This is a genomic window from Bradyrhizobium sp. CCGUVB23 (genome assembly GCF_024199885.1).
Lineage (GTDB): Bacteria > Pseudomonadota > Alphaproteobacteria > Rhizobiales > Xanthobacteraceae > Bradyrhizobium.
The window spans coordinates 2,680,549-2,707,210 of the sequence record NZ_JANADQ010000001.1 but is presented as its reverse complement, the minus strand read 5'-3'; the positions used below and the strand labels follow the sequence as shown (position 1 = coordinate 2,707,210).

General features: G+C 58.6%; 23 protein-coding genes. 7 read left to right on the top strand and 16 right to left on the bottom strand.

The features are described from left to right. The first annotated feature begins 3 nt into the window (after positions 1 to 3). The 4 genes from trbF to NLN62_RS12320 are packed head-to-tail and all read left to right on the top strand — an operon-like array spanning position 4 to position 3,228. Entirely contained in the window at positions 4 to 693 is a 690-nt protein-coding gene (gene trbF / locus NLN62_RS12335) for a conjugal transfer protein TrbF (protein WP_254108967.1), read from the top strand. After that, positions 690 to 1,769 (top strand): P-type conjugative transfer protein TrbG, encoded by a 1,080-nt coding sequence (gene trbG / locus NLN62_RS12330; protein ID WP_254108966.1) that lies wholly within the window; start codon positions 690 to 692, stop codon positions 1,767 to 1,769. The genes trbF and trbG overlap by 4 nt, the downstream gene beginning before the upstream one ends. Further along, on the top strand, positions 1,760 to 2,968 hold the full coding sequence (locus tag NLN62_RS12325; protein WP_254108965.1) for a TrbI/VirB10 family protein: 1,209 nt from the start codon (positions 1,760 to 1,762) through the stop codon (positions 2,966 to 2,968). The genes trbG and NLN62_RS12325 overlap by 10 nt, the downstream gene beginning before the upstream one ends. Next, positions 2,965 to 3,228: a DUF2274 domain-containing protein gene (locus NLN62_RS12320; RefSeq protein ID WP_254108964.1), complete on the top strand. Its 264-nt coding sequence runs from the start codon at positions 2,965 to 2,967 to the stop codon at positions 3,226 to 3,228. The genes NLN62_RS12325 and NLN62_RS12320 overlap by 4 nt, the downstream gene beginning before the upstream one ends. Here NLN62_RS12320 and NLN62_RS12315 read toward each other — a convergent pair. Together NLN62_RS12315 and NLN62_RS12310 are read right to left on the bottom strand one after the other, a co-directional pair. Further along, on the bottom strand, positions 3,186 to 4,103 hold the full coding sequence (locus NLN62_RS12315; protein WP_254108963.1) for a LysR family transcriptional regulator: 918 nt from the start codon (positions 4,101 to 4,103) through the stop codon (positions 3,186 to 3,188). The two genes, NLN62_RS12320 and NLN62_RS12315, sit on opposite strands and share 43 nt — an antisense overlap. 554 nt (positions 4,104 to 4,657) lie before the next feature. Beyond that, a complete protein-coding gene (locus NLN62_RS12310) occupies positions 4,658 to 5,242 on the bottom strand; it encodes an SHOCT domain-containing protein (protein ID WP_254108962.1) in 585 nt (194 codons plus the stop codon). Between the two features lie 265 nt (positions 5,243 to 5,507). On the opposite strand from NLN62_RS12310, the gene NLN62_RS12305 reads away from it, so the two are divergent. Next, positions 5,508 to 7,625, top strand: coding sequence for a methyl-accepting chemotaxis protein (locus tag NLN62_RS12305; RefSeq protein WP_254108961.1), 2,118 nt, complete (start codon positions 5,508 to 5,510; stop codon positions 7,623 to 7,625). Positions 7,626 to 7,854: 229 nt separating this feature from the next. Here the strand turns inward: NLN62_RS12305 and hutH are convergent, their stop codons facing one another. The 10 genes from hutH to NLN62_RS12255 form a co-directional block, all read right to left on the bottom strand. Further along, the gene (gene hutH, locus NLN62_RS12300; RefSeq protein WP_254108960.1) at positions 7,855 to 9,384 is read right to left on the bottom strand and encodes a histidine ammonia-lyase; all 1,530 of its coding nucleotides are present in this window, start codon (positions 9,382 to 9,384) and stop codon (positions 7,855 to 7,857) included. Positions 9,385 to 9,798: 414 nt separating this feature from the next. Beyond that, the gene (locus NLN62_RS12295; RefSeq protein ID WP_254108959.1) at positions 9,799 to 11,493 is read right to left on the bottom strand and encodes a hydantoinase B/oxoprolinase family protein; all 1,695 of its coding nucleotides are present in this window, start codon (positions 11,491 to 11,493) and stop codon (positions 9,799 to 9,801) included. Then, complete coding sequence (locus NLN62_RS12290) at positions 11,486 to 13,579, bottom strand: hydantoinase/oxoprolinase family protein (RefSeq protein ID WP_254108958.1); 2,094 nt, start codon at positions 13,577 to 13,579, stop codon at positions 11,486 to 11,488. The genes NLN62_RS12295 and NLN62_RS12290 overlap by 8 nt, the downstream gene beginning before the upstream one ends. A 60-nt stretch (positions 13,580 to 13,639) precedes the next feature. Continuing rightward, positions 13,640 to 14,488, bottom strand: a complete 849-nt coding sequence (locus tag NLN62_RS12285) for a transporter substrate-binding domain-containing protein (RefSeq protein WP_254108957.1) — start codon at positions 14,486 to 14,488, stop codon at positions 13,640 to 13,642. A 47-nt stretch (positions 14,489 to 14,535) separates the two neighbouring features. After that, positions 14,536 to 15,294, bottom strand: coding sequence for an ABC transporter ATP-binding protein (locus NLN62_RS12280; RefSeq protein WP_254108956.1), 759 nt, complete (start codon positions 15,292 to 15,294; stop codon positions 14,536 to 14,538). A 1-nt stretch (position 15,295) separates the two neighbouring features. Further along, positions 15,296 to 16,030 (bottom strand): ABC transporter permease, encoded by a 735-nt coding sequence (locus tag NLN62_RS12275; RefSeq protein ID WP_254108955.1) that lies wholly within the window; start codon positions 16,028 to 16,030, stop codon positions 15,296 to 15,298. Next, positions 16,027 to 16,821, bottom strand: a complete 795-nt coding sequence (locus tag NLN62_RS12270) for an ABC transporter permease (protein WP_371932978.1) — start codon at positions 16,819 to 16,821, stop codon at positions 16,027 to 16,029. The genes NLN62_RS12275 and NLN62_RS12270 overlap by 4 nt, the downstream gene beginning before the upstream one ends. Before the next feature lie 226 nt (positions 16,822 to 17,047). Next, the gene (locus NLN62_RS12265; RefSeq protein ID WP_254108954.1) at positions 17,048 to 17,950 is read right to left on the bottom strand and encodes a MurR/RpiR family transcriptional regulator; all 903 of its coding nucleotides are present in this window, start codon (positions 17,948 to 17,950) and stop codon (positions 17,048 to 17,050) included. A 130-nt stretch (positions 17,951 to 18,080) separates the two neighbouring features. After that, entirely contained in the window at positions 18,081 to 18,626 is a 546-nt protein-coding gene (locus NLN62_RS12260) for a hypothetical protein (RefSeq protein WP_254108953.1), read from the bottom strand. Next, on the bottom strand, positions 18,626 to 19,048 hold the full coding sequence (locus tag NLN62_RS12255) for a DUF3830 family protein (RefSeq protein ID WP_254108952.1): 423 nt from the start codon (positions 19,046 to 19,048) through the stop codon (positions 18,626 to 18,628). The genes NLN62_RS12260 and NLN62_RS12255 overlap by 1 nt, the downstream gene beginning before the upstream one ends. A 210-nt stretch (positions 19,049 to 19,258) precedes the next feature. Between NLN62_RS12255 and NLN62_RS12250 the strand changes: the two genes are divergently transcribed. Further along, positions 19,259 to 20,689, top strand: coding sequence for a porin (locus NLN62_RS12250; protein ID WP_254108951.1), 1,431 nt, complete (start codon positions 19,259 to 19,261; stop codon positions 20,687 to 20,689). A gap of 113 nt (positions 20,690 to 20,802) precedes the next feature. Here the strand turns inward: NLN62_RS12250 and NLN62_RS12245 are convergent, their stop codons facing one another. Next, the gene (locus NLN62_RS12245) at positions 20,803 to 21,591 is read right to left on the bottom strand and encodes a UTRA domain-containing protein (protein ID WP_254108950.1); all 789 of its coding nucleotides are present in this window, start codon (positions 21,589 to 21,591) and stop codon (positions 20,803 to 20,805) included. A 240-nt stretch (positions 21,592 to 21,831) separates the two neighbouring features. Between NLN62_RS12245 and NLN62_RS12240 the strand changes: the two genes are divergently transcribed. After that, complete coding sequence (locus tag NLN62_RS12240; protein ID WP_256575914.1) at positions 21,832 to 23,121, top strand: Zn-dependent hydrolase; 1,290 nt, start codon at positions 21,832 to 21,834, stop codon at positions 23,119 to 23,121. Here the strand turns inward: NLN62_RS12240 and NLN62_RS12235 are convergent. The 3 genes from NLN62_RS12235 to hutI are packed head-to-tail and all read right to left on the bottom strand — an operon-like array spanning position 23,097 to position 26,641. Next, positions 23,097 to 23,708: a HutD family protein gene (locus NLN62_RS12235; RefSeq protein WP_254108948.1), complete on the bottom strand. Its 612-nt coding sequence runs from the start codon at positions 23,706 to 23,708 to the stop codon at positions 23,097 to 23,099. The genes NLN62_RS12240 and NLN62_RS12235 overlap by 25 nt on opposite strands. Before the next feature lie 15 nt (positions 23,709 to 23,723). Continuing rightward, positions 23,724 to 25,388 (bottom strand): urocanate hydratase, encoded by a 1,665-nt coding sequence (gene hutU, locus NLN62_RS12230; protein ID WP_254108947.1) that lies wholly within the window; start codon positions 25,386 to 25,388, stop codon positions 23,724 to 23,726. A 26-nt stretch (positions 25,389 to 25,414) separates the two neighbouring features. Next, positions 25,415 to 26,641: an imidazolonepropionase gene (gene hutI / locus NLN62_RS12225; protein ID WP_254108946.1), complete on the bottom strand. Its 1,227-nt coding sequence runs from the start codon at positions 26,639 to 26,641 to the stop codon at positions 25,415 to 25,417. Positions 26,642 to 26,662: the final 21 nt, after the last annotated feature.

Below are 26,662 nucleotides of genomic sequence, written 5' to 3'. Positions count from 1 at the left end.
TCAATGTCAGTCTTCAGGCGATCGTCGGTCCGCTACGGCCGCACGCCCGAGCCCACAACCCCGTATCAGCGCGCCGCGCAAGCGTGGGACGACCGCATCGGCTCAGCGCGCGTGCAGGCGAAGAACTGGCGGCTGATGGCCTTCGGCTCGCTGATCCTTAGCTGCGGCCTTGCCGGCGGTCTGGTCTGGCAGTCCACGCACGGCACCGTCGTTCCCTGGGTGGTGCAGGTCGACAAGCTCGGCGAGGCGCAAGCCGTGGCGCCGGCCGCGGCCGACTACCGGCCGAGCGATCCGCAAATTGCCTGGTACCTCGCCCATTTCATCGCGATGGTGCGCTCGCTTCCGGCCGATCCGATCATCGTGCGGGAGAATTGGCTCAAGGCGTATGATTTTACGACCACGGCGGGCGCGGTGGCGCTGAACGACTACGCTCGTGCCAACGACCCCTTCGCCAGTCTCGGCAAGCAGCAGGTCGCAATCGACGTCTCCAGCGTCATCCGCGCATCATCAGACAGTTTTCGCGTGGCCTGGGTGGAGCACCGCTATCAGGACGGCGCGCTCGCCGGCACCACACGTTGGACCGCGATCCTCACCATCGCCATTCAGCCGCCCACCGACGCCGATCGGCTTCGCAAGAATCCACTCGGCATCTACGTCAACGCCATCAACTGGTCGAAGGAGCTGGGACAATGACCCCGCCGTTTTCTCCAAATGCCGGAGGTCCGGCTTCACGTCTCTACATCATTCATCAAAACCGGAAAGCCAGCGATACGTGTTTCCGTAAATCCGCTTTGGCGGCTTTGCTGATGTCCGTCTCGGTGCTTGGCGGCTGCGCGCACAACTTCATCCCGCCCGACATCAACTACGATAGCGCGGAGCCCGCGACGCTGACCAGCGATCCACCGCCACCGGTCAAGATCGTGGAATTGCCAAAACCCCTGCCGCTTCCCGGCCAGTTGAAACCGCTCGCCGCCGGCAAGCACGTACTGGAAGCCGCCGACCCAAAAGTTCGCGTCAAACAGGCCAATGCCGCGGCTCGCGTGCAGCCGGTCCGCAACGGTTTCATCAATGCGGTCCAGGTCTATCCCTTCTCAGGCGGAGCCCTTTACCAGGTCTATACGGCGCCCGGCCAAATCACCGATGTCGCCCTCCAGGAGGGCGAGCAACTTGTCGGCTCCGGTCCGGTCGCCGCCGGCGACACCGTGCGCTGGATCATCGGCGATACCGAGAGTGGCGCCGGTGCGAGCAAGAAGATCCACATTTTGGTCAAGCCGACGCGGCCGGAGTTGATCACCAATCTCGTCATCAATACTGATCGGCGGACGTATCTCCTCGAGCTGCGCTCGACGGAAAAGACTTATATGGCTTCGGTCTCCTGGCAATATCCCGAGGACCAGCTGATCGCACTGCGGCAGCAGAACGCGACGGCTGAGGCGGCAGCGCCGATTGCAGCCGGTGTCGATCTCGGCTCGATCAACTTCCGCTACGCGATCGAGGGCGATGATCCGGCCTGGCGTCCGCTGCGCGCTTTCGACGACGGGAGTAAGGTCTACATCGAATTCCCCAGCGGGATCGTTCAGGGCGAAATGCCGCCGCTGTTCGTCATCGGACCAGCCGGCGGGTCCGAGCTGGTCAACTACCGGGCGAACCGCAACTACTACATCGTCGATCGCCTGTTCGCCGCCGCCGAACTGCGCCTCGGCGACAAGGACAGTGAGCGGCGCGTGCGCATCGTCCGCACCGACGGAAGGCCACGCGCATGGCGATAGGCAGCGAAGACGAACGTCAGAACGATATCCCACCCGTCGCGCCGCCGGATCTCCGGCTCCGGGGCGAGCGGCCACCTGTAACGCGCCTCTCGCGCAAGATGCTGATCGGCCTCGGTGCGGTGTCTGCTCTCGCAGTGGCAGGAGCGCTCGGCTACGCGCTGCAGACCCGCAACAAGCAGCAAGCCGGCCAGGAGTTGCTCAGCACCCAGAACCGCCCTTCACCAGAAGGCCTTGCCGCCTTGCCGAAGGACTACACAGGTTTGCCGCGTCAGGCGCCGCCGCTCGGACCGCCGCTGCCCGGCGATCTCGGCAAGCCGATCCTCAACGCAGGCGCGGCACCCAACACCGTGGTTCCGGGAACGGCGCCCGATCCGGAGGCGCAGCACAGATCCCAGGAGATCGAGGCGGCCCGCGTCAGCCGCCTCTTCGCCCAGACTGTTCAGCAACCGCAGAACGCCGGCCAAGTTATGCCAAATACCTCGGCCGCAACTGCGACGACCCCGACCACAACGCCACCCGTCGATGCTGGATCTGCTCAAAACATGCAGGATCGCAAGACGGCCTTCCTCAACGCTTCGACGGACAAGCGCACTGTCAGTCCCGATCGGCTCGAGGCCAAAGTCTCTCCGTATGTCGTGCAGGCCGGCACCGTGATTCCGGCGGCGCTCATCACGGGCATCAGGTCTGATCTGCCAGGACAAATCACCGCTCAGGTCACTGAGGCGGTCTATGATAGTCCATCCGGGAAATATCTTTTGGTGCCCCAGGGCGCCAAGCTGATCGGTCAGTATGACAGCTCCGTTGCGTTCGGCCAGAGTCGGATCCTCCTGGTCTGGACCCGCATCATCATGCCGGACGGCAACTCGATCGTGCTGGAGCGCCAGCCCGGCGCCGACACCGGCGGTTATGCAGGCCTTGAGGACGAGGTCGACAACCACTGGGGCATGCTGTTCAAGGCCGCCGTCCTTTCGACCATGCTCAGCGTCGGCGCCGAGGCGGGCACGAGTCAGAACGAGAACAACCTAGTTCAAGCGATCCGCAGCGGTGCCTCCAATAGCATTAGCCAGACCGGCCAGCAGATCGTGCAGCGCCAGCTCAACATCCAGCCGACGCTGACCGTCCGGCCGGGTTTCCCGGTCCGCGTGATCGTCACGCGCGATCTCGTGCTGGCACCGTACCGGAAAGGAGCAACACCGTGACAAAGCTCAAGCTTGGGCCACTCGAAGACGACAAACCAGTCAAGCTCACCGTCGAGCTGCCGGCGGCGGTCTTCAGGGATCTCAAAAGCTATGCTGAGATCCTGACGCGCAATGGAGGCACGACGACGCCGACCGAGCCCGGCAAACTGATTGCGCCGATGATAGAGCGCTTCATGGCGACCGACCGCGCCTTTGCGAAGGCCCGACGAAACGGTGATCAGTCCGTACCCTTACCTGGCGCCGCGGAGAGGTCCGGATAGCGCTCGCGAAGCAGGTCGAGAAACGGACGCAGCGATGGATTGCTGTTGGCATGGCGCCAGTAGGCGCGGAAGCTTAGCCGTGTCGGGCCCTCTGCATCATGAACCTCGCGGAAGGTGACGCCCGGATAGTTAGCGCCGGTCGCACCTTCCAGGGCAAGCAGCATCCCCCAGTTGGCGCCGACCAGGGTGAGCAGCCGGTCGAGCGACACATCATGACGAAGCACCGGGCAAGGATCGGAAGCTCCCAACTTGCTGATGAGCAGCTTGTGGAATTCCGGTCCCGGACCGTGCTGTGACAACAACAGCGTTTCGTGCCGCAGTTCACCCCAGTGAACTACATTGCGGGCGGTCAGCGGATGGTGTTCGGGAAGAGCGACGACGACACGTTCGCTCCAGACCAATAATGACTTGTCGCTCCACCTCGGATTGGGCTCGGCCACCAAGGCGATATCAATCGCGGAATTGATGAGATCGGAGATCAGTTGGTCTCTTGTCCCGTCGACGAGATGTGAATCGACATCGGGGAAGCGATGCCGGTGCTCCAGGAGGGTGGCCTTGAGATTGCCGGCCGAGAGGGAAGCATGGATGCCGATGATCAATCGGCCGCTCTCGCCGCTGGCGTGGGTTTTGAGGCGCGCCGTCATGGCTTCCGTCTCACCCACGATGCGCCGGGCGGCATCCAGGAATTCCTGACCTTGGATAGTCAGTCGCGTACCGCCGTTGGTGCGCTCGAAAAGCGTACTGCCCAACGTGTGTTCGAGATTGCGCAGGCAGCGACTCAGCGTTGACTGCTTAACTCTGAGTGTCTCTGCCGCTTGGCGAAGACTTCGATGCTGGGACGCAGCGATTGCCCAGCGTAGATCGCGAAATTCCACTGGCACGGAGCCCTATAACGAGTTGTAGCGTCAGATCGATCGTCTCTTCAGAAACACCCCGTCGCAGCTAGGCCGGGTAGCAATGACCCTAGCAACGCTGTTCGGCATGTTTCATGTCGTGTTCGAGCAGGCTCCAGACCGTCTCGAGGCGAAAGTCCCACCTTTTGTCGTGCACGCTGGCTCCGTGACCCGGGGGGGCACTCATCACTGGCATCAGGTTCGATCTGCCGGCCGTCATACCGCGATCCGCAACGTTGTGATCGGATTCTCAGGCCGACAGTTAGTGTTCGTGCGACATGATTGGAAGGAATTCCAGATCTCGCATACGTACACTCTATCGCGTTCACTCTGACACTCCGCTTGTTTGAATTCCTCTTTCTGGGCAAGAGGGGGATGGTTTCGTTGCTAGTCCGTTTCACCTCACGGAGGGCATCTGGATCCTGGCCGCTCGACAGGTGATCAATGAAATTTTGGAAGGCGCGATGCATGATGAGAGGAAAGTTCGCGTCCGAAAAAGTTGCGGGTCAGCAAGTTGGGTTCGACCAGTTCGCAGCTTAATAAAGACTGCTCCTCAGCAGCTTGGCTTTCAGGCTGTCGAAGTCGGTCTGAGAAATCACGCCTCGGACGAGAAGAGCATGGAGACGCTCTAACTCTTGCGCCGCGGACGCCCTCGGTGGGGCAGATGGATCAACAACGGAGTTCTTCGCCGGTTTGTCTGGCCTGATCATCTTCTTGGTAGGATTCGGCGTTGGCGCAACAGCCTGAAGCACCGCGACTACTGGGTTCGGATTGATCTTTGTCGACGGCGGAGCGGCCAAGCTACCCCCCACATGAACGACTTGCACGACCATAGTAGCCGGCAGGAAGCCGTCCATCGTGTAGGAGATCGTAAATTCGGAGGTGGTCGAAAATCCGGTTTCCGGAGCTTGCAGCGCTACCGAGCAGGGCGTCGTGCAACCCGGTCCGAGGGATGTAAGGGCATTTGCCCCCGGCGGGGTCGACACGAGTTGGAGTTGCAGGGCTGCCGGCGGGGGCCTGCTCAGGGCATCCGAAAGGCTAGGTAACGGGTCCGAGGAAGAAAAAGAAGTGCAGCCGGTCAAACTCAATCCTGCTGCGGCAATCGCGATGACACGACGCATAATCAATCCGTCATTGTACGGGCCGGCCAAGTTGCCCGCGCTTGACCAAAGGGTGTCCGCACGCTCGCGCAACGAGGTGGTGGTTTATCGGGCTGGCATTCAGCTTACGGCCAAAAGCGACATTAGTATATACATAAGTCTATTTAAGTCCATACTTAATCCATTTTGAACGATTTGAGGGCAAGTTCCTAACTCGATCGTTGTGCCGTTCCGAGGTCGAAAGTTCGCTACCTTGGGTCGCTCTCGTCACATTTGGAGCTTGATGATGAAGACCGCTATGTCGTGGTTTCGCCTGGGTCTGAAGGGGCGGTTGTTTATGGCCTTCGGGATTGTCGCGGCTCTCACCGTACTGGCGAGCGGGTGTGCAATTATTTCCTATGGCAACTTCGCGCGTTCTCTGGCCGCGGTCACCGAAAAGAGCCTGCCCGAGATCACGCGCGCCTTTAAGGCGGTAAAGGCCACCAGCGAGGTCGCTGCCGCAGCCTCAGGACTACTCGCCGCTGCCGACGCTGACGAGCGAAAGCGGGCAATGATGGTGCTGACCAGCGCCCGCCAAGCACTCGCGGAACACATCAGCGCGCTCCACGAGGAGGATACTACAGGGCTCACGGCTACCGCCGATCGCATTCAGGAAAACCTTAGCCAACTGGTGAAGTCTGTCGCCGATCGACAGGCCATCGTGGGCAGCCGCAATGCACTGATCAACGCTGTTCGGGGCTCGCATCAGAAGCTTGCAGAGAAGCTCTCGCCGATGGCAGCTGCCGCCCGTCTCGCCGTGACAACCGGCCTCAAGACGGCCGAAACAAAGGAAGATCTGGAAGTCGCTCAGAAGACCCTCATCGGACTTGCCGAAAAGGACCTCACTTCTTTGCAAGCAATCACGGAGTTGCACGAAGAAGCCGATACCGCGCTGGGAATACTCATCGAAGTGGCCGCCCTGTCATCGGTCGATCCACTACCGTCGCTCAAGGACCGTTTCGCAGCCGCCGCAGACCGTCTTGGTAAGGCCGCGACAATCCTTAAAAATTCCGAGACTTCGGCGCTCGTCAACGAACTAATCAAGGCAGGCCGCGGCGATGGCAATGTTTTCGACCTCACGCAAAAAGAGCTGACGGCAGTGAAGGCTGCTGCGAATGTGGTGAGGGTGAACCGCGTGCTGGCCAAAGAGCTTGACCTAGAAGTTGTGGGCATGTCGAAGCGCAGCGAGGAGGCGGCCGCCACTGCAGTTCGCGCCTCTGCAACGGAGATCCAGAAGAGCCGGATTGTTCTCATCTCTCTCGCCCTTGCAAGCTTGGCGATAACGCTGATCGTCTGTTGGTACTACGTTGGACGTGGCGTCGTGCGTCGCCTTGTGCATCTCCAGAACAGCATGAAATCCATTGCCTCCGGCGACCTGAGTACGGAGATCGTGACCAATGGTTCGGACGAGATTGCAGATATGGCCGGCGCGCTTCAGATATTCAAGGAAAACATGATTGAGTCCAACCGGCTACGTCTCGAACGCGCGGAAATGGAGAAGCATGTTATTTCTGAGAGAAAATCAGAAATGCGGAAGCTCGCGGACGAATTTGAGGCCGCAATCGGCAAAATCGTCCAAACGGTTTCCTGCGCCTCGACTGAGTTGGAGACCTCAGCAATCACCCTGACCAACACGGCGGAGGAGACGCAGCAGCTTTCCGAAATGGTCGAAACGGTATCCGGGGAAGCCTCAAATAATGTCAGATCGGTAGCCGCGGCGGCCGATGAGATGGCCGCCTCCATTCTTGAGATCAGCCGCCAAGTGCAGGAGTCAAACCGGATTGCGGGAGAGGCCGTTACGCAGGCCGAAGTCACAGATCAGCGTGTCAACGAGTTGTCGAAGGCGGCTTTGCGGATTGGAGACGTTGTTAATTTGATCACGACAATCGCGGAGCAAACCAATTTGCTCGCGTTGAACGCCACCATCGAGGCCGCCCGCGCGGGAGAATCGGGACGTGGCTTTGCGGTCGTAGCGCAGGAGGTGAAGGCGCTAGCGGCACAGACGGCCAAGGCGACTAACGAGATCAGCGGGCAGATTGCCGGGATGCAGGTGGCGACTCAGGATTCGGTTCTGGCCATCAAGCAAATTGGCTCAACAATCGCTCAGATCTCGGAAATTGCGGCAACGATCGCATCTTCCGTCGAGCAACAAGGCGGCGCGACGCGAGAAATTGCCCGCAATGTCGAGCAGGCAGCGTTAGGGACCTCCCAGGTTGCCACCAACATTGTTAGCGTAAACAGCGGAGCCCGCGAGACGGGCTCCGCTTCTGCAAAAGTTCTTTCGTCGGCTCAATCTTTGTCCGGCGAGAGCAATCGCCTCAAGCTTGAGGTTGGTAGATTTCTTGATACGGTCCGTTCGGCGTAGCGGTTGGGTGTTGGTTTCGATTTGTGGCGTGGGCGCTCGAAGCCGATCAGCTTTTGTGCGCATTCCTTCAACGCTAGGTAGGACAACAGACAGGCCCGAACCGCATGGGCGATCCAGCCTGCCGCTAGCCTACTAACGAAAGCTTTTGGCTGCGCGCCTTCGGGCGGGTGGCTGATCTCAAGATGCTGACACGCTGGGCGCTTTACTCGAATAAACCGGTGGCATCAATTCAGAGATTCGGCAGTATGCCATCAGATACCGATGAACAGATCTCTCCCCTGTGGACCATTGTTGCCGCACTGGAGAGATCCGGTGCCATGAACCGATCTGTATGCAAAAAGCTCACCCTCTGCCGAACCGCGGTGATAACCTTCTGAAGTTCATCACTCGTTTTCAATGGAGCGCGTAGTTCGGTGCCCTGGACGCCAACCAGAGCCTCAATGCCCACGATCCCAAAGAGATTATCGGTCATCCGCAAGAGACGACGGGCGCCATGGCATGCCATGGAAACATGGTCTTCCTGATTGGCTGACGTTGGGGTCGAGTCGACCGAAGCCGGATGAGACATCTGCTTGTTTTCCGACATCAGCGCGGCCGAGGTAACTTCGGCGATCATGAAACCGGAGTTTAAGCCAGGCTTTGGGGTAAGAAAGGCGGGAAGACCCCAATTGAGCGCTGGATCAACAAGCGTTGCAATACGCCGCTGCGCGATCGCACCTATTTCACAAATGGCGATTGCGATCTGATCGGCGGCCAGAGCAACTGGCTCGGCATGGAAGTTGCCGCCGGAGACAACTGATCCATCACTCAGCACCAGCGGATTGTCCGTTACAGCGTTTGCCTCGACCTCGAGCGTATGGGCAGCCATGCGCAATTGATCTAGGCAGGCGCCAACCACCTGAGGCTGACAACGAATACTATAGGGATCTTGTACACGTTCGTCGCCATCGATGTGGCTTTCGCGGATTGCTGATCCTTCGAGCAAACGGCGAAGGCTTCGGGCCGTGTCAACTTGACCTTTGTGACCTCGAAGGTCATGAATTTCCGGATGGAAGGGCGCAGACGATCCCATTGCCGCGTCGGTTGATAGAGCTCCAGTGATCAGCACCGATTGAAGTGCGCGGTGGGCGCGGAAGAGCCCTGCGAGGGCGAGGGCCGTTGAAGCCTGTGTACCATTGATCAGCGCCAAGCCTTCCTTCGCTTCGAGCACTAATGGCGTCAGGCCGGCCTGCGTGAGTGCGTCATGCCCGGGCATAGTTTTGCCCCGAAACAACGCTTCGCCATGTCCCATCATTACCGCAGTCATATGGGCAAGCGGCGCTAGGTCGCCTGAGGCCCCCACCGATCCCTTTTCAGGGATGATCGGCATGATACCGGTCGTGATCATGTCTTCGAGCAAACGGACGATCTCCAAGCGAACGCCGGATGCGCCGCGCCCGAGCGATATGAGTTTCAGCGCCATGATCAGGCGCACAACATTGTCGGGGAGGGGAGAGCCCATCCCACAGCAGTGCGACAGAATGAGATTACGCTGAAGTGTGGCCAGATCCTCTGTATCGATCTTGACCGAAGCGAGCTTTCCAAAACCGGTATTCACGCCATAGACAGGTAGGTTACCGGTCGAGATGTCCACGATGCGTTGGCGTGCATTCTGCATCGGGCTATCGGACGCCCGATCGAGCTTAACCGGTACCGCCGACCAGAAAATCGCCTCTAGGTCTCGAAGAGAAACTGAGCCTGGAGAAAGTGTAATCGGCATTGATCTTTTCCTTTATCGCGCGAAGCAAACGAACAGGCGCCGAAAACTGGACAGGACAATCGTCTCGATCGACAAGCCATCCAAAGGTCAGCAGCGGGATTGCCCATAGCTCACATTCGTTATGTATATTTATATTGTATTTATTGTCTATACAATATCGATCGAGGGATGCGTGGGAACCGACACGCGGGGGAAAACCCGCGGTGGTGGATCGCAAAATCGGGCTCAGTGGAGTGAACAGGCAAAGCGATTTCGAGATGGTCCAATTATTGCGACCGACTCTGACGTCAGAACACTGCCGAGAGCCGAAAGCAGCGGCCCAATTTCGAGCAGGGTGTTGTGGGCCTGATGTCGGGCCGCGAATGAGTTAGTTGAAGTGCGGCCGCAGTTCGCCGTTGAAGTCGCCTCGGACGCTTAGCCCGCCAGATCCGCAGGAATCTCGCCGGCATCTAGTCCGTAGATTTCGATGGCCGCGGACCTTGAAATCCGCTCCTCGCGCAAGTCGCGCAATACCGACGCGCGTTCTCGGCGCTTCGGATCGCCATAGCCGCCACCCCCCGCCGCTACCATGCCCACCCATTGATTAGCATCGAGGTGGCCGGAGCGTTTGTGAAGCTCGGAAGCGCCCGGCGAGAGCTCCACTCGAGCGACGGTGCCCGGATGGCCACCGAGGATACCGAAAGGCGGGATAATACTATTGGTTCCGCCTGCAGAGATCGTTGCATCGTGGTCGATGATCCTTGCCTGCCGCCGAATTGTCATGCCCCCCCGAAACTGTCCCGGGCCACCGGAGTCGCGAACGAGCTCGTAGCTGTCAATCAAGATGGGGTGTTCGATCTCAAGTGCTTCGATCGGGAGATTAGCAGAATTCGTGGTGTTGACCTGAACGCCGTCGAGGCCATCCTTGCTTGAGCGTGCGCCCATGCCGCCGCCGTGCATTTCATTGTAGACGTAGAAGCGCCCCGTTCTCGGATGGAAGCCGCTGGTGGTGAGGAGAGTTCCTCCGGTCGAGCCCGCAGCCACGCGCTCAGGCAGAGTTGATGCCAACGCGGCAAAGATCATGTCGACCAGACGGCTAGCAAAATCGGTCCGGCTGTAGACCGCTGCAGGCGCCGAAGCATTAAGGACGCTATTGACCGGAGCTGTCACATGGATCGGGCGATAGAACCCGCCGTTGACGGGGATGTCGGGATCGATCAGCGCCTTCACCGCAAAATAGACCGTCGCCAAAAGTGCCGTACGGACCATGTTGATAGGTGCAGGCATTTGCGGTGGCGCGCCGGGAAAATCAAAGAAAATCTCGTCGCTGCGCACCGTAACGACAACTTTGAGATTAACGACCTCGTCAATCAGATTGGTGTCGAACCGATGTTCAAAACTGTAGGATCCGTCCGGAATGAGCGCGATGCCGGCCCGCGTTCTGCGCTCGGTGGAGTCGAGCGCTTCATGGGCAGCGGTCGCGACGACCTCGGGCCCGTATTTGTCGCAGAGGCCTTGATATCGCCGTACGCCGAGATGGTTTGCGGCCATCTGCGCTCGCAGATCGTTGATACGCTCGCGTGGGACCTGGCAATTCAGGAGGATCAAATTCTGAATGTCCCCTTGCAGCTTCCCGCTCCGATAGAGCCTGACGGGCGGTATCCGCAATCCCTCCTGATAGATATGAGCGTGGCTTCGATCCACGAAATCTGAGTGATGTGCGAGGTTGGCGACCCACGCGACAAGATCTCCGTCGTAAAAGACCGGCTCCATGAGGACGAAATCGTTTAGATGAGTTCCCCCACCCGTGTAGGCGTCGTTTCCAATGAAAGCATCGCCCGGCTGGAGGTCGGACAAATCGCAATGCTCCAACACGTAGGATGCGATGCCGATCAGCGATCCGAGATGGATCGGAATATGCTCGGCAAGCGCCAACGTCTCGCCCTTTGCGTCGAAGACGACAGTCGAGCAATCTTGCCGTTCCTTGATGTTCGTCGAATAGGCCGATCGAATAACCGTTTTGCCCATTTCTTCGGCGATAGTCGACAACGCACTCGAAATGACTGCGACGGTGATTGGATCAACAGAGGCATTTCCCGTCCGCGACCGCGCGGCGATTTTTTTACGCATCGTTTTCCTCGATAATCAGATTGAGATAAGGATCCACATTCGCGGATTGCCCCGGAAGAACAAGCGTCGTTGAATCGAATTGGTCGATGATGGCCGGGCCCTGGATCACATGCTCCGGACCGAGGCGATCTCGATCATAAAGCGGACAGTCGACAAACCCTCCCACTTCCGGGAGCCAGACCTGCCTATAGGCTTTCAATGCCTGGGAGACGCTCGTTGTAACCGCAGGGTGTGGCTTAAGCTCGACCTTGGCAACTCGTCCGGTCAACTCAAGGCGGATCGTTGTTATGTGAATTGGCTCGCCTTCGGAGACATAGCCATAGAGCCGTTGATGAGCGGACTTGAAATCGGACCGAAGGGCAGCAACAACCTTGGCGTCGATCTCGCCTTCCGGAAGGCCAATGTTAATTTCGTAGCCCTGCCCGCCATATCGCAAATCGACCGATCGGACGACCTTCCGGTCTTCCTGGGCGATACTCTCGGCCTCGAACCAAGCCTCCGCACGCTGTTCTAGATCCACTAATCCCCGCGCGATATCTCCACCGCAATCCTCTGCCAATTCTTGCATTTTCGTCGTCGAAAGGCTGGTGCGAAGATCGGTCAGTAGCAACCCGAGAGCGCACATCACTCCTGGGAATTTCGGAATCACGACACGGCGCATGTCTAATGCGCGAGCAAGCCGTGTCGCATGGATGGGGCCGGCACCACCGAACGCAAACAGAGTATATTCCCGTGGATCGTATCCGCGCTCCACCGAGATGACGCGAATAGCCTTTGCCATGTTTGCCACAACAACGCTGATGATGCCCTGCGCAGTCGCCATTGTATCCAAGCCAAGCTTCGCACCAAGGGTCGCGATCGCTTGCTTCGCTTTGGCCTGGTCGATGGGCAGACGACCATCGAGCAAATGGGTTGGATTCAGGATCTGCAGAACGACATTTGCATCCGTGACGGTCGGTTCGTCGTCATTGCCCTGATTGTAGCAGATCGGTCCAGGGACAGCGGAAGCGCTACGCGGCCCAACCTGCAGCATTCCGCCGGCATCGACATATGCGATCGAGCCGCCACCAGCACCCACGGCATAGATGTCGAGCATTGGTACTTTGAGAGGATAACCGTGGACGACGGCTTCGTTTGAAGTCTGCGCCCGACCTTGCTGGATCAGTGACACGTCAGTGGAGGTGCCTCCCATATCAAACGTGATGAGGTCCTCGAAGCCGCTAAGGCTGCCGATTGCGGTTGCACCGGTCACGCCGGCGGCGGGGCCCGAGAGAACGGTGCGCACTGGAAAGTTTTGCGCCGTCTCGGCCGAGATGACTCCGCCGTTCGACTGCGTGAGGTGCGGTTCGACAGAGATGCCAAGCTCTTCGAGGCGCGGCTCCAACCGTTGCAAGTATTGGCGCATTACCGGCCCGAGATAGGCGTTCACCACGGTCGTGGAGAAACGTTCGTACTCTCGAAACTCAGGCGCGACCTCGTGCGAAACGCTCAGGAATGCCTCTGGAAATTCCTCAAGAACAATACGCTTGATAGTCTGTTCGTGGCGCGCGTCGATGAAGCTGAACAGGCAGCATACCGCGATTGCCTTGACACCTTCACTTCGAAGTTTCCGCGCGGCGGTCCGGACTTCCTCTTCCGCCAACGGGACAAGGATGCGGCCGTCGAACAGCACGCGCTCTTTGACCTCGAGGCGCCTGTCGCGCCTTGCGAGGATGGGGGGCTTTTCCGTTTGCAGATCGTAGAGGGCGTCGCGCTTCTGTCGTCTTAGCTCGAGGACATCGCGAAACCCCGCTGTTGTGATCATTCCGGTTTCTGCACCCCGCCCGACGATCAGCGCGTTGGTGGCCACGGTTGTCCCGTGGCCAACATATTCCACCACCGGTTTCGCGTTGGTGGCCTCTCGATAGGCTAGCAGCCCCTGTTCGATCCCGCCGGCAATTCCAACAGACGGGTCCTGGGGCGTGCTGCTGACTTTCCAGATGCTGATGTACTTCTTCCCAGTGTCGTAAATGCAAACATCGGTGAAAGTTCCGCCTGAGTCGACGCCGACCCGCACGGTCGGCAGCCCATCAACCTTGTCCAACATTGGTCTTGTACCTGGTAATTCGTAGCGAACAGAATGGCCTGTTCTTGGGGATTTGGTGCGCTATTGGGGCGTCACATCCATGCCAAAGATCGGCATCGACAGCTTCTTGATTGTCCCGTCTTCCAGCGCTTCAGCGATTGCCTTATCGAACATGGCCTTGAGGTCGGCGTCCTGCTTGCGAAGGCCTATGCCAGCGCCTTTGCCTACCACGCCGCCCTGAAAACAAGGGCCGACGATTTTCATGGAGTCTTTGCCCTGTTGGGCTGAGGCTGCCAGCAGAGCGTCCTTAGACCCTACGATGACATCGACCCGGCCGGAGACGAGGTCAAGGTCACGCGCTTCTGGCGTCTTGTATTGCCGCGTCTGGGCGACTCCCTTGAGATAGGCTTCGACGAAAGCGACTGAGGTGCCGGCTGATAGTGTGCCCAGCGTCTTGTCTTTGAATGCCGTTTTCAGGGGCTCCAGGGCGCTTGCCACGGCAGCCTCGTTGGCAAGGGGAATGATGCGATCGTCGGCCTGAAGCTTACTTGCGAGGTCGCTGTCGCTGGAGGTCGCAAAAGTGTAGCAGAGCGACGCATATGGCCTAGAGAAAGCAATAACCTCCTCGCGTTTCGCCGTGATGGCGACATCATCGATGATTGCATCGAACTTTCCCGCATTGAGTGCCGGGATCAGACTGTCGAACGATTGCGCGGTGATCGTGCACTTGACCTGCATTCTTCGGCAGAGATCATTTGCGAGTTCGATTTCGAATCCAGCGAGCGTGCCGTCGGGTTTGGTATAGTTCCAGGGTAGGAAACCTCCTTCGGTGACTATGCGGACTTCGGTCCATTTACGATCCTGAGCCTCGACCGTGCCTGCCGCGGCTAGTGCGATTAAGGTGGTAGCGATGACTTTGTTGCGCGTCATGATGTGTTTCCCGTTTCGAAGGTCGAATGATCAGTCGGCTGCTGCGTTCACCTGCCCAGAAATTGTTGGAAGCGAGGCGAATTGCTCTGCGTGAAGATCTCTTCGGGCTTGCCGTCAGCCTCGACGGTGCCCTGGTGCAGAAAAATGACCCTGCTTGAGACATCACGCGCGAAACTCATCTCGTGCGTGACGACAAGCATCGTTCGACCTTCTTCGGCCAGAGAGCGCATGACGCGCAGCACGCCGCCCACAAGTTCAGGATCGAGTGCTGATGTGGGCTCGTCGAACAGCATGAGGTTCGGGCGCATGGCGAGCGCGCGTGCAATTGCGGCGCGCTGTTGCTGTCCGCCTGATAGATGTGCGGGATACTGATTTGCTTTGTCTGCAATGCCCACTTTTTCGAGAAGGATGCGGGCTTCGTCGACGCATTCGGAACGTGGACGTTTAAGAACGTGGATAGGCGCTTCGATGATGTTTTGGAGAATGGTCATGTGCGGCCAGAGATTGAAGCTCTGAAACACCATCCCAATGCGGGAACGCAACCGGTCGACCTGAGCCGGGTCAACGCTTCGCGACGCTCCGCCACGGGAACGGCCAAATTTCACCTCTTCTCCCGCCACCCAAACCGTTCCCTCGCTCGGAATTTCCAGCATGTTGATGCATCTCAGCATCGTCGATTTGCCGGAGCCTGATGACCCCAAGATGGAGACGACTTCGCCTTCCCTCGCTTCGAGCGTGATACCGCGCAGAACCTCAAGCCCACCAAAACGCTTGTGAATGTTTTCAAGTCGCACCGCCGTCGTCATGTCAGGAATGCTCCAGGATCGATTTGGGCGGGAGAGGCGGTGGCGTATCAGCCTGTCGTAGGTGTGGCGTCAGGCGATACTCGAGAACTTTGACCGCGCGAGCCAACACGCCATTGATGGTAAGATAGATCACTCCCGCTGCCACAAACACTGCGATCGGTCGGTAGGTTGACGATGCGATCGAGGTCGCGATGCCGGTGACATCCATCAACGTGACGAGGGAGGCAAGCGACGTCGCCTTCACCATTGCCACCATTTCGTTGCTGTAGGCTGGCAATGCCTGACGAACGGCGAGTGGGATGATGATCCGGCGGAGAAGGAGCCTGCCAGACATTCCGCAAGCACGAGCGGCTTCTATTTCATTGCGCCCAACTGACAGCAGGCCGCCGCGAATGATCTCGGCCGCGTACCCTGAGCTGTTGATCACGAGGGCCAGCACCGCGCACCAATACGGTTCGCGCAGCACCGGCCACAGCAGGCTCGTGCGAATGGCGGTGAATTGGCTGAGTCCATAATAGATCAGAAACATCAGCACCAGCAGGGGCGTGCTGCGAATAATCTGAATGTAAAGCCAGGCTGGTGCATAGAGAGCGGCGGTACCAGAAAGCCGCATGCTGGCGATAACGAAGCCTAAGAGGATGCCGCCGATATTGGCGAGTGCCGAGAGTTGCAGCGTGAGGGGAACGCCACTAAGCAGGCTGAGAATTGTCTCTGCGATGAAGCGAAGGTCCGTCATGCCCTCGCAAAGCCCCGCGAATAATATCGTTCGGCTGCCTGAAACACGAAGCCAGATGAGACCGCGAGCGCGATATAGATTCCAGCAGCGGCCAGATAGAAATCAAACGGTAGTCGAGTTGAGCCAGCTGCGACTTGGGCCTGTCGCATCAATTCTGCGACGCCGGTGGCGGACAGAAGCGATGATCCTTTCAGAAGGCCAATCCAGACGTTACCGATTCCGGGAAGCGCATAGCGCATTGTGAGTGGAACGATTATTCGCCTAAAGCGCAGCGGCGTGCTCATCCCACAGGCTTTGGCGGCCTCGATTTGCCCTGGCTTCACCGTGAGGAAAGCGCCGCGGAAGACTTCGGTCATTTGAGCTCCGCCAACAACGCCGAGCGCCAGAACGCCTGCGAAAAAGCCCGGCAGCGCAAGAAATCCCGGTTGGTTGAAAAATCCGGCGACGCCGGTGAGGACCGAACTGCTGCCAAAGTAAAGCAGGTAGATAACGAGCAGGTCAGGAACACCTCGCAAGGCCGTCGTATAGGCCTCAGCGGCCAGCACCGCAGATCGGCCGCCTGTCAGCTTCGCACGGGCACCGAGAGCCCCAAAGAGAGCCGCAACCAGAAGGCCGCAAGCTGCCGCAGCTAGAGTTACGCTAGCCCCAATTAAGAGGATGCCACCCCAACCGTTGGGCCCAAATCCGAGCAAGCCTAGAGGTCCGAGTTGGATCAATTCGGCCACCCGCCCTGATACTGAATTCGGGCACAGAACAGGGCATGCTTTGATGCACTGGCGAAGCCGGAGCATAGCACTAGGCTCGGACGTTCTGATTCACGCATTACGCCATTCCCTCCCCCTCCGTCAGGAATTATGCCATATTCCCTATGTATGGAAAATTCAATACATCAATAGAATGTAATTTTCAATTCACAAATTTCTTGCTGCGCTCCTGAGGAGAGTGCGCCAATGGACTCGAGCCGTTGCGCAATGGAAATTCCAGACAGGAACCAGCGAAAATCAGGTCTTGTCGCAACTAGGACGCAAAGACCTTCCGCTTCTTCGACGAGTAATCGATCTGTTCAAGGCGCTTTTGGGCCTCGCCATTCATGTTGTTGCACATGGCGTCCAACAGCACCGAGACCAACGCGGCGAACGCAGCATGAGAATCGAAGACTAATCGAGTGCTGACTCGCGCCTTCAGCAGCATATCCGCAAGCTTCTGATGGTCACCGTAGCTGGCGTCGGAAATAAGCACGATGTGCATGCCGATCTGACGCGCAAATTCCAGCGCTCGAACGGTCTCTTTTGGATACAGCGGCAACATGAAGGCCAAAAGCGTGCGACCGCCGGCCGAAACACATTGCTCAAGCTGATCTTCTACCATCGACCCGCCACTCTCAATTACGCGCACGTCGGGATGCACTTTCGAGGCGTAGAAGCCGAACTGACAAGCAAGGCCGGCGGAGGCCCGCAAGCCAAGCACTGCCAGGGGACGAGAACCGGCGAGCACCTTGCCGATCCGGTCGATCTCGGATTCATTGATGAGCGACTGTGCAAGCTCTGAGAGGTTCGCGAGTTCAGCGAGGGCAGCAGCTTGATAGCGGTTGGTCTGTGCACTGGAGGCCGTCTCGTCAGTGGCAACCACGGCGCGCAGATATTTTCGCATTTCAAGGTAGCCGTCGAAGCCGAGTGCCATCGCAAATCGTGTTACCGAGGGTTGGCTGACATTGGCGAATTCAGCTAATTCCATGCTGGAAAGAAAGCCGATCTCTCCGCTGCGCTCGGTGAGACATTGAGCGATGCGTCGCTGGGCGGGTGTCAATCGTTGCCCCTCAGTCCGGCGATCGAGCTCCGCCTGGATCGCCTGACGGTCGCTCACTTGATTGCCCTGGAGTGGGGCTCCTGCCTCGGAAACCTGCTTGTTGTCTCGCTTCATGCGACTCGGCCCCATTGCTCATGTATCAATATATTCAAGAAGCAAGGGGCCGTATATTTTATTCTCAGGGCGTGGCAAAGCCCCAAACTGCGGCTTTGCCACGCAATCAGTTTTACAGCTTCATGCGTGTTCAGGCGTTGGCCGCTACAGCAGCAAAGCTGAGGACCTCCGCCGGTTTGCGGTGAGGGAAGGCTACGCCCAGATTCCACGGAAAGATGTAGTGGATCCAGCGATGCATGCGGATCACATACGTCATCATGGCCCCCGTTAATTCGACGTACTCTTCCTTGGTTGTCAGGGTGTCGAGTGCGTCGGAGTACATCTGGCCGATCTCGTGCATGTGGGTAATCCCCAGGTCGGTCATGAACTCGAAAACGTTGAACGTGCCCGTCAGAAATTCGCGCGATAACCGGTTGAGGGTTGAAAGCTCCATATCGTCGTACTGGGAGATTTTCAGAAAGCGATACATCACGTCGGCGCCGACCAGCATTAGATATGCTTCAAGGTGCACGAGCACCGAAAATGACTGCTCACCGCTTCCGGCGCCGCTATCGATGACGCCCCAGCGGATTTTCTGAATCTCTTCGGGCTCGTTGAACCACACCCGGTCGATTTCCTTTTCGATAAGCTTCTTGGCTTCCCGCCAATCGCCTTCGAACTTCGTGATTGCGGACATTATGAAGCCCTCCGGACGTTGATTTCGACGATGTTGCGGCGTGGCTGGGCGACAGTCTGTTCGTAAACGAGCTCGCCGAGCTTTTGCAGGATCGGCAGATCGCTTTCGAAGACCTCACCGAATTTGTTGACCTTCGCACTCTCGGTGATGCGGCCGTAGGTAAGGCAGATCGTCTGGCCGGGAGCGTAGAGATAGACCGCGCCGGGGTGGCGTACGACCATGTTGCTTCGACCAAGATGCACGATCCGGGTCGGCATCCAAATCGCCTCTCCGGAGACGACAACATGGCCAAGCACGCTTTGCAGTGGAAGCTGGGCGAGCACTTGCTGGACGACGTCAGGGTTTTCGTCCGCGAGCAATCTGGCGCGGAACGACAAGTCCACGCTGGGGGCGCGAAACTCGAGTGTTTCTGGTGATGACATTGGATCTCCTGGAAGCGAACGAACGGCATTCGCAACCCAAATGTATATATTCATTCATTTTGTCAATGCATGAAAATTACCAAAATTAAGGCGAGGCTGTGACATATTTGTCATAGACAAAACATCCCAATTGTATGCACCAATAGACCCGGTCGCGGGGGATATGCGCACCGGAGTTTGTTCAGATCACATTCAAAAGGGGGAGTAGGCATGAGCTATCTAAATCTTCGAGACTCTGCGGTTGCGATCAAAAAGCAAAAGAGGGTCGCACTCGGTTCCCTGGCCGTAATCGCTACGATCGTCTCAACGGCTACCGGCGCTCAGGCCGGTGATCTGCCCGTCAAAATCCCGGTCGACTACGTGAAGATTTGTAAGGAATACGGTCCCAACTTTATCTACGTTCCGAGCCTCCCGGGTTTGGCCGGGGTGGGCGGTACCTGCCTCAGGATTGGCGGGTTTGCACGTTCCGACTCATATACGGGCAATACGACGCGTGGTTCTGACATCGGCGTCATCAACAGCGGTCTCAAGCTCGGCCAGAGTGTCCAAGCGAAGAACCAAGTTGCTGAAACCGTGCGCGCAGACTTCCAGTTCGATGCCCGCACGGCTACCGATTGGGGGGTGCTGCGATCCTACTTGGAATTCCGCGGCGACTTCGGAACGAACTCCAACGTTGGCAATGTCAACAGCCCCGCCGGTTCGATCACGGGCGTCCCCACGTTTACGTTCGACAAAGCCTTCATTGACCTTGCTGGCTTTCACGTCGGTCGCGACGAAACTCAATATAACTTCCTGATCAACACCAACATATTCTTCCAGTTCGAAGCCTTCAGCGAATACTGGGTCAACCAGTTCGCCTACACCGCCCAACTCGGCAACGGCTTCACTGCTACGGTCTCGGTCGAAGACCCGACCACCGGTGGCACCCAGAAGTCGAACGCCACCGCTGGCGGCTTAACCGTATCTCGCAAGAGCGGACTTTCGTTCGCCTACGGCGGTTTGGATATTCCCGACATAATCGGGGCGCTGAAAGTCTCGCAGGCTTGGGGCGCGGCCCAGCTCTCGGTCGGCTACCACCAGCTCTATGAGACCTCTAGCACGAGCTTGGGGAACGTTCTCTGCAGCACCGGACCCTGCAGCGGGAACGGTTATGGCGTTCAGGCCGGCGTGAACTTCAACGTTCCGTTGTTCGGACCCGGGTCCAAGTGGGGTGTTCAAGCCGCGTACGCCGTTGGCGCGACAGGTTTGGCCTATTCTTGGGGCTACCAGGGGCTAGGGACCTTTGCTAGCGCCGATCTTGGCGCTGACGCGGCGGTTGCTAACGGTGTCCTGCAACTGTCCAGAGAGTGGACTATTGCTTCGGCTCTCGAAGCGCATATCACACCGACAATCGAGTTCGATCTTGTGCCGTCGTATTATGTATATAGCAACCAGAACACCGCCGGTCCGCTCAACTACAAGGCTTTCGAACTCGGGACTCAGATCAAGTGGACTCCATTCGGCAACCAGAGCTTGGCGATCTACACGGACTTTGAATACCGCCACATCACAGTCTCGGATTCTACGGTCGCCGCTGGCAACGCCCTGTTCAAGTCAGCTGACGCCTACATCGCCGACCTTCGCCTAAGGCGTAACTTTTGATCCTCGCAAGAAGATTAGAAGCCCGGCGTGAAAGCAGCGGGCTTCTAGTTGATCAAATACGACGATGCTACGTGGCTGGAATACAGCCAGGTCGTTGGGGTAATCGATCAGGCTCAAGAAGCCGGATTTTGCGGGGGAGGCCCTCCAGGGCCGAACCGCAGGACGAAACGGTGCCGTTCACCAGGATAAACCAGCCGCACGAAAGTGATGAGCTCCCCGTTAAGCCACGTGCGGCGCGCAACTGAAAAGCAAGCCGTGCCGACGGGTATCTTCAACTGCCGCGCAAGGATCTCGTCTGCTGAAATGGCTCGTAAAGAATGTTCTCCTTCAGACCATGCGAGATTAGCCACAAGCCACTCGCCGGGCGATATCTTCTCGAAGGTCTCGTCAGCCGCGCTGGGTACCACACGGAGATTGATCTGCCGTGCCTCGAGCGCGAAGGGCAACGAGTCGGCATAGTGCATGACATCGAAGCAGAGCATCTGACTTCGCAGAGGAACTCCAAGGTGATTCGCGTCGGTGAGGTCGGTGACCGTTCGGATCGTGCGACCGAGGATATTGAAGCTGTAGGTTCGGTCAGTCGACAGAACCTCCGCTCGAATGTCCGGAATGGTGAGTAGGGGCTCGGCCAGCCGAGGCATTGCGACAAAAGTGCCGCTGCGCCGCTTGCGCACCAGCAACCCGGACGCCGAGAGCCTGGATAGCGCCTTGCTCACAGTCATTCGCGAGCAATTGTAGACCTTGGTCAGTTCCTGCTCGACCGGCACCCGGTCGCCAGGCCGCCACTCGCCTCTCTCGATCTTGCCCTCAATATCCAGCTGTATCTCGAGATGAATAGGTAGCGCAGGATTTCGTGGGGCTTTGGGATGGGGGTGAATTGTGTCCCCGCGCGGCTTCTTCATTCAATCGTCTCGATTTCAAGGCTGCAAAAAGCTTAGTCCAAGTGGGTTATTCGTTTAGCCCAAAATGGGCATTCGTTTAGCCTTAGACTGGCATGTGCGTCGAGGGAATTGGTTTACGGCCCGGCGCCCAAGCTTCCTGCTGGAAACACGCAATCGTTAGTATTTTTTGATTATACGATATTCATATATAGTATATACATATTGGCTCGAGGTTTCGCACGCAAAGGCCTGAAGTCTTCTATGCCAACGCACTTTCAACAGCCCACTTCACGGACGAATCTCCCAATCAACGCGGCTCGGCTCTGGGCCGATGTGATGTCGCTTGCGGAAATCACCGACCCGGCGCGTCCCTATACACGACGTTCGTTCACTGCGCTGTTTCTGGAAGGTCGAGCCTGGCTGACACAGCGGTTCGTTGAAGCTGGTCTTTCCACGCGGATCGATGCGGCCGGCAATCTGATCGGCCGGATCGAGGGCCGACATCCCACACTTGGTGTGATTGCGATCGGATCGCACTGCGATACCGTACCGGCCGGCGGGCGGTTCGATGGCATCGCCGGTGTGGCGGCAGGACTCGAAATCATTCGTGCTCTGCGCGAAACGAACACGCGATTGAATCATACGATCGAGATCATCGATTTTCTCGCTGAAGAGCCGAGCGAATACGGCCTCTCATGCGTGGGTAGCCGCGGCATGACAGGAGCACTTGAAGGCAAGATGCTTGATCTCACTGAACCAGGAGGAGAGAAGCTTTGCGACGCATTGCGGCGCGTCGGAGGCGATCCTGATCGCCTCGCTCAGGCGAGACGCAACGATATCCGCGCTTTTCTGGAGCTGCATATCGAGCAGGGCATCGTGCTCGAATCCCGGTTGCTCGATGTCGGCATTGTTACCTCCATCGTCGGAATCCGCCGGATCGAGATAGTATTTCAAGGCGAGGCCGATCATGCCGGCACCACGCCAATGGAGCTACGTCACGACGCACTCGTGGCTGCTTCAAACACGGTTGTCTCCGTCCGGCGAGCAGCAGAACAACTTGCCGCTGAGGAAGGTTACTTCGTCGCAACTGTTGGCATCTTAACGGTCGATCCTTCGGCATCAAACATCGTGCCGGGACAGTGCCGTCTTGTTATCGACGCGCGGACAACGGAACCAACATTGACAAGGCGTTTCGTTGAGATCATCGAGCAAGAGAGCGCAGAGCACGCTGCTGCCGCCCGGGTCACGCGCGCCTCCTTTACCACGTTGTCCGACAGCAAACCAGTTGCCTGCGACGCCCATCTGCGTTCTGCCCTGCGCCGGGGGGCAAGCGATTTAGGCCTCGCCGACACCGATCTGCCAAGCGGAGCCGGTCACGATGCGGCGTTCATGAGCCGGATCTGTCCGTCCGCGATGGTTTTCGTGCCATGTCGCGGTGGCAAGAGCCACGCGCCAGAGGAATGGGCGGATCGTGAAGCCATTGCCGCTGGTACGGCGGTAGTTTATCAGGCGGTGAAGGCTCTCGATCAATCTTTGGCGCGGTCGGCGTAAGGCAGGTTCGGCTTTTTATACAGTAACACCAGATAGCAGACGCTCGAAACTCTCGGCACCATTCGAAATCGAACGTCATTTGGACGAAGCAAAATGGCTGCATCGCCCGGACCTAACGTGGCAGCGGCTTTTTCCGTGGTTACCTTCATGCCTTCGTTGAGCGAAAGGACGACGGCGATATCAGCACCGTCGAAGTCGTGAGAGGCTGGTTCCCAGACGCGCCGCACGCGATGACTGAAGCGTTGTCGCCGCGTCATAACGTTAAGGTCGGTGATCTCGCCCGAGGTGAGTTGTGCTGACGTTGCGAGTTCTCCGGCAAAACTGATCGCGCCAGATCTGCGATCCAACGTCACCGGGGCATTGTCGCCGATCTTTAGCGACAGCCCAATTCCCTTCACGACAGACAAAGTGCGGTCAATTCCTAAAAATTCGGAGAAGGGCCCATCTACCGCGATCTGCGCCATGCTGATGCGCCAGTCGAATGTATCTAGCGATGCGCCGGCTGGTTCCGCTGCGATCTCCGTGGTCGAGCCCCCGCCATTCTTCCATGGCGTTGTCGTCCGGTCGGTAGCACGAATGATGTTCAATGGGCCAGTCTCCCGTCAGCTTAGGCTCGGCAGATCGAGCTTGTTTGCTCGCGCTGAATCGATTGCGATGTCGTAACCGGCATCTGCATGGCGCATGACTCCGGTGGCCGGATCGTTCCACAGCACGCGACCGATCCGTCTGGCCGCCTCGGACGTGCCGTCGCAGACGATCACCATGCCGGAGTGCTGCGAGAATCCCATGCCGACGCCGCCGCCATGATGCAGCGAAACCCACGTGGCGCCGCTGGCGCAATTAAGTAGCGCATTGAGGAGCGGCCAATCCGACACGGCGTCGGAGCCGTCCATCATTGCTTCGGTTTCACGGTTAGGCGAAGCAACCGAGCCGGAATCCAGATGATCGCGCCCGATCACGACCGGCGCTTTCAGTTCGCCGCGTGCTACCATCTCGTTGAAGGCGAGGCCCAACCGATGACGGTCGCCAAGGCCGACCCAGCAAATGCGCGCGGGAAGGCCCTGGAACGCGACGCGCTCGCGCGCCATATCGAGCCGGTGGTGTAGCGCGGCGTTATCGGGCAGCAACTCCTTCACCTTGGCATCAGTGCGATAGATGTCTTCGGGATCGCCGGACAGAGCCGCCCAACGAAAAGGTCCGATGCCGCGGCAGAACAGCGGCCTGATGTAGGCCGGCACGAAGCCCGGGAAATCGAAGGCGTCCTTGACCCCCTCTTCAAGCGCCATTTGGCGAATATTGTTGCCGTAGTCGACAACCGGAATCCCCATGCGGTGAAAATCGAGCATGGCGCGAACGTGTTCGGCCATCGATTTGCGCGCAGCGCTGGCTACGCCTTTCGGATCGGTCTCGCGCCGTGCCTCCCATTCGCTGGTGGTCCAGCCCTTTGGCAAATAGCCGTTGACAGGATCGTGCGCGGAGGTTTGGTCGGTAACGGCGTCGGGGCGTACGCCGCGTCGAACCAACTCGGGAAAAATCTCGGCGGCGTTTCCGAGCAGCCCAACCGACACCGGCTTACGATCCCGAGCTGCCTGTTCGATGATCGCCAGAGCTTCATCGAGGTTGGTGGCCTGCCGGTCGAGATAGCGCGTGCGCAGGCGCATTTCGATGCGCGACGGCTGGCATTCGACCGCAAGGCATGAGGCGCCGGCCAGCACGGCCGCGAGCGGTTGCGCGCCGCCCATACCGCCAAGACCGGCGGTCAGAATCCATTTACCGGAGAGGTCGCCGCCGAAATGCTGCCGACCCATCTCGACGAAGGTTTCATAGGTGCCCTGAACGATACCCTGGCTGCCTATGTAGATCCACGAGCCGGCCGTCATTTGCCCGTACATCATCAGGCCTTTGCGGTCGAGTAGGCTGAAATGCTCCCAGTTCGCCCAATGCGGCACCAGGTTCGAGTTGGCGATCAGAACGCGCGGCGCGTCGGCATGGGTGCGAAACACGCCGACCGGCTTGCCGGACTGGACCAGCAGCGTTTCGTCGCCTTCCAGGCGCTTGAGCGTCGTCACGATGCGATCGAAACTTTCCCAGTCGCGCGCGGCGCGGCCGATCCCGCCATAGACCACGAGCTCGCCCGGCTTTTCCGCCACGTCCGGATCGAGATTGTTCATCAGCATCCGCATCGGCGCTTCCGTCAGCCACGATTTGGCGGAAAGCTCACTGCCGCGCGCGGCACGGATCACGCGGGCATTGTCAATGCGGGTCATGGTCTGAATTCCTTCAATTGGAGACGTCAGGCGCGCGGTGATGGCGCGCCGCGCCATACCCGGGTGTGGAGTGGATTGAAGCCCATCCGATAGACGAGCTCTGCCGGTCGTTCGATATCCCAGATCGCGAGATCGCAATATTTCCCGGCGTCCAGGCTGCCGGTCTCAATCGATAGCCCGAGCGCCTGAGCGGCCTCTCTCGTTACAGCGGCGATACACTCCTCGACGGTTAACCGAAATAGTGTCGCACCCATATTCATCGCCATAAGCAGCGATGTCAGCGGTGATGTCCCTGGGTTGCTGTCGGTCGCGAGTGCGATCCGTACGCCGTGTTGGCGCATCGCAGCGATCGGCGGCAGTTGCTTCTCGCGAATGAAGTAAAACGCGCCGGGCAGAACCACGGCGACGGTGCCAGCCTTGGCCATCGCCGCCATGCCGTCATCGTCGGCATATTCGAGATGGTCTGCGGACAGTGCGCCAAAGCGAGCGGCTAGCGAGGCACCGTGAAGGTTCGATAATTGGTCCGCATGAAGCTTGACGGGCAGACCCAAGGCTTGTGCTGTCGCGAAAACGCGAGCAGTTTCATCGGGCGAAAATGCAATCCCCTCGCAAAAGGCGTCGACCGCATCGGCCAATCCCTCCGCAGCGATCTGCGGCAGCATCGTGGTGCATATCTTGTCAATATAGTCGCTACTGCGACCCTTCATCTCGGGCGGCACCGTGTGAGCGCCGAGAAAGCTGGTTCGCACCGCGATTGCGCGCTCACCGCCGAGCTGTCGCGCGGCCTGCAATTGCCGGCGTTCGGTCTCGAGTTCGAGGCCGTAACCGGATTTGATCTCAATGGTCGTGACGCCCTCGGCGATCAATGAGTCAAGCCGCGGCCGCGTCGCGGCGACCAATTGCTCGACGCTGGCCTGGCGCGTCGCATCCACTGTCGAGACTATTCCGCCGCCAGCTCGCGCGATTTCCTCATAGCTTGCGCCAGCGAGGCGCTGTTCAAACTCCCGGGCGCGATTGCTACCGTAAACCAGATGGGTGTGACAGTCGATCAAACCCGGTGTGATCCAGCGGCCGTCGCAATCGGTTCGTTGCTTGGCCTTGAGCGTACCAGGCGCATCCGAGGCAGGGCCAGCATAGACGATGCGGCCGCCAGCGGCGGCGATTATCCCTTCATCGACCAACCCGAGGCCTTCACGCGACGGCGAAAGCGTAGCAAGGCGGCATCCGTGCCAAATGTGATCGACTGCTGTCATGAACTCTGCAGTCCGGTGCTA

Coding starts and splice junctions, on each gene's coding strand:
- NLN62_RS12280 (WP_254108956.1), bottom strand. CDS start 15,294: ATGACGACGGCGGTGCGACTTGAAAACATTCACAAGCGTTTTGGTGGG.
- hutI (WP_254108946.1), bottom strand. CDS start 26,641: ATGACAGCAGTCGATCACATTTGGCACGGATGCCGCCTTGCTACGCTT.
- NLN62_RS12270 (WP_371932978.1), bottom strand. CDS start 16,821: ATGCTCCGGCTTCGCCAGTGCATCAAAGCATGCCCTGTTCTGTGCCCG.
- NLN62_RS12290 (WP_254108958.1), bottom strand. CDS start 13,579: ATGTTGGACAAGGTTGATGGGCTGCCGACCGTGCGGGTCGGCGTCGAC.
- NLN62_RS12275 (WP_254108955.1), bottom strand. CDS start 16,030: ATGACGGACCTTCGCTTCATCGCAGAGACAATTCTCAGCCTGCTTAGT.
- NLN62_RS12245 (WP_254108950.1), bottom strand. CDS start 21,591: ATGAAGAAGCCGCGCGGGGACACAATTCACCCCCATCCCAAAGCCCCA.
- NLN62_RS12255 (WP_254108952.1), bottom strand. CDS start 19,048: ATGTCATCACCAGAAACACTCGAGTTTCGCGCCCCCAGCGTGGACTTG.
- NLN62_RS12325 (WP_254108965.1), top strand. CDS start 1,760: ATGGCGATAGGCAGCGAAGACGAACGTCAGAACGATATCCCACCCGTC.
- NLN62_RS12260 (WP_254108953.1), bottom strand. CDS start 18,626: ATGTCCGCAATCACGAAGTTCGAAGGCGATTGGCGGGAAGCCAAGAAG.
- NLN62_RS12265 (WP_254108954.1), bottom strand. CDS start 17,950: ATGAAGCGAGACAACAAGCAGGTTTCCGAGGCAGGAGCCCCACTCCAG.
- NLN62_RS12240 (WP_256575914.1), top strand. CDS start 21,832: ATGCCAACGCACTTTCAACAGCCCACTTCACGGACGAATCTCCCAATC.
- trbF (WP_254108967.1), top strand. CDS start 4: ATGTCAGTCTTCAGGCGATCGTCGGTCCGCTACGGCCGCACGCCCGAG.
- NLN62_RS12305 (WP_254108961.1), top strand. CDS start 5,508: ATGAAGACCGCTATGTCGTGGTTTCGCCTGGGTCTGAAGGGGCGGTTG.
- hutU (WP_254108947.1), bottom strand. CDS start 25,388: ATGACCCGCATTGACAATGCCCGCGTGATCCGTGCCGCGCGCGGCAGT.
- NLN62_RS12310 (WP_254108962.1), bottom strand. CDS start 5,242: ATGCGTCGTGTCATCGCGATTGCCGCAGCAGGATTGAGTTTGACCGGC.
- NLN62_RS12285 (WP_254108957.1), bottom strand. CDS start 14,488: ATGACGCGCAACAAAGTCATCGCTACCACCTTAATCGCACTAGCCGCG.
- NLN62_RS12295 (WP_254108959.1), bottom strand. CDS start 11,493: ATGCGTAAAAAAATCGCCGCGCGGTCGCGGACGGGAAATGCCTCTGTT.
- trbG (WP_254108966.1), top strand. CDS start 690: ATGACCCCGCCGTTTTCTCCAAATGCCGGAGGTCCGGCTTCACGTCTC.
- NLN62_RS12250 (WP_254108951.1), top strand. CDS start 19,259: ATGAGCTATCTAAATCTTCGAGACTCTGCGGTTGCGATCAAAAAGCAA.
- hutH (WP_254108960.1), bottom strand. CDS start 9,384: ATGCCGATTACACTTTCTCCAGGCTCAGTTTCTCTTCGAGACCTAGAG.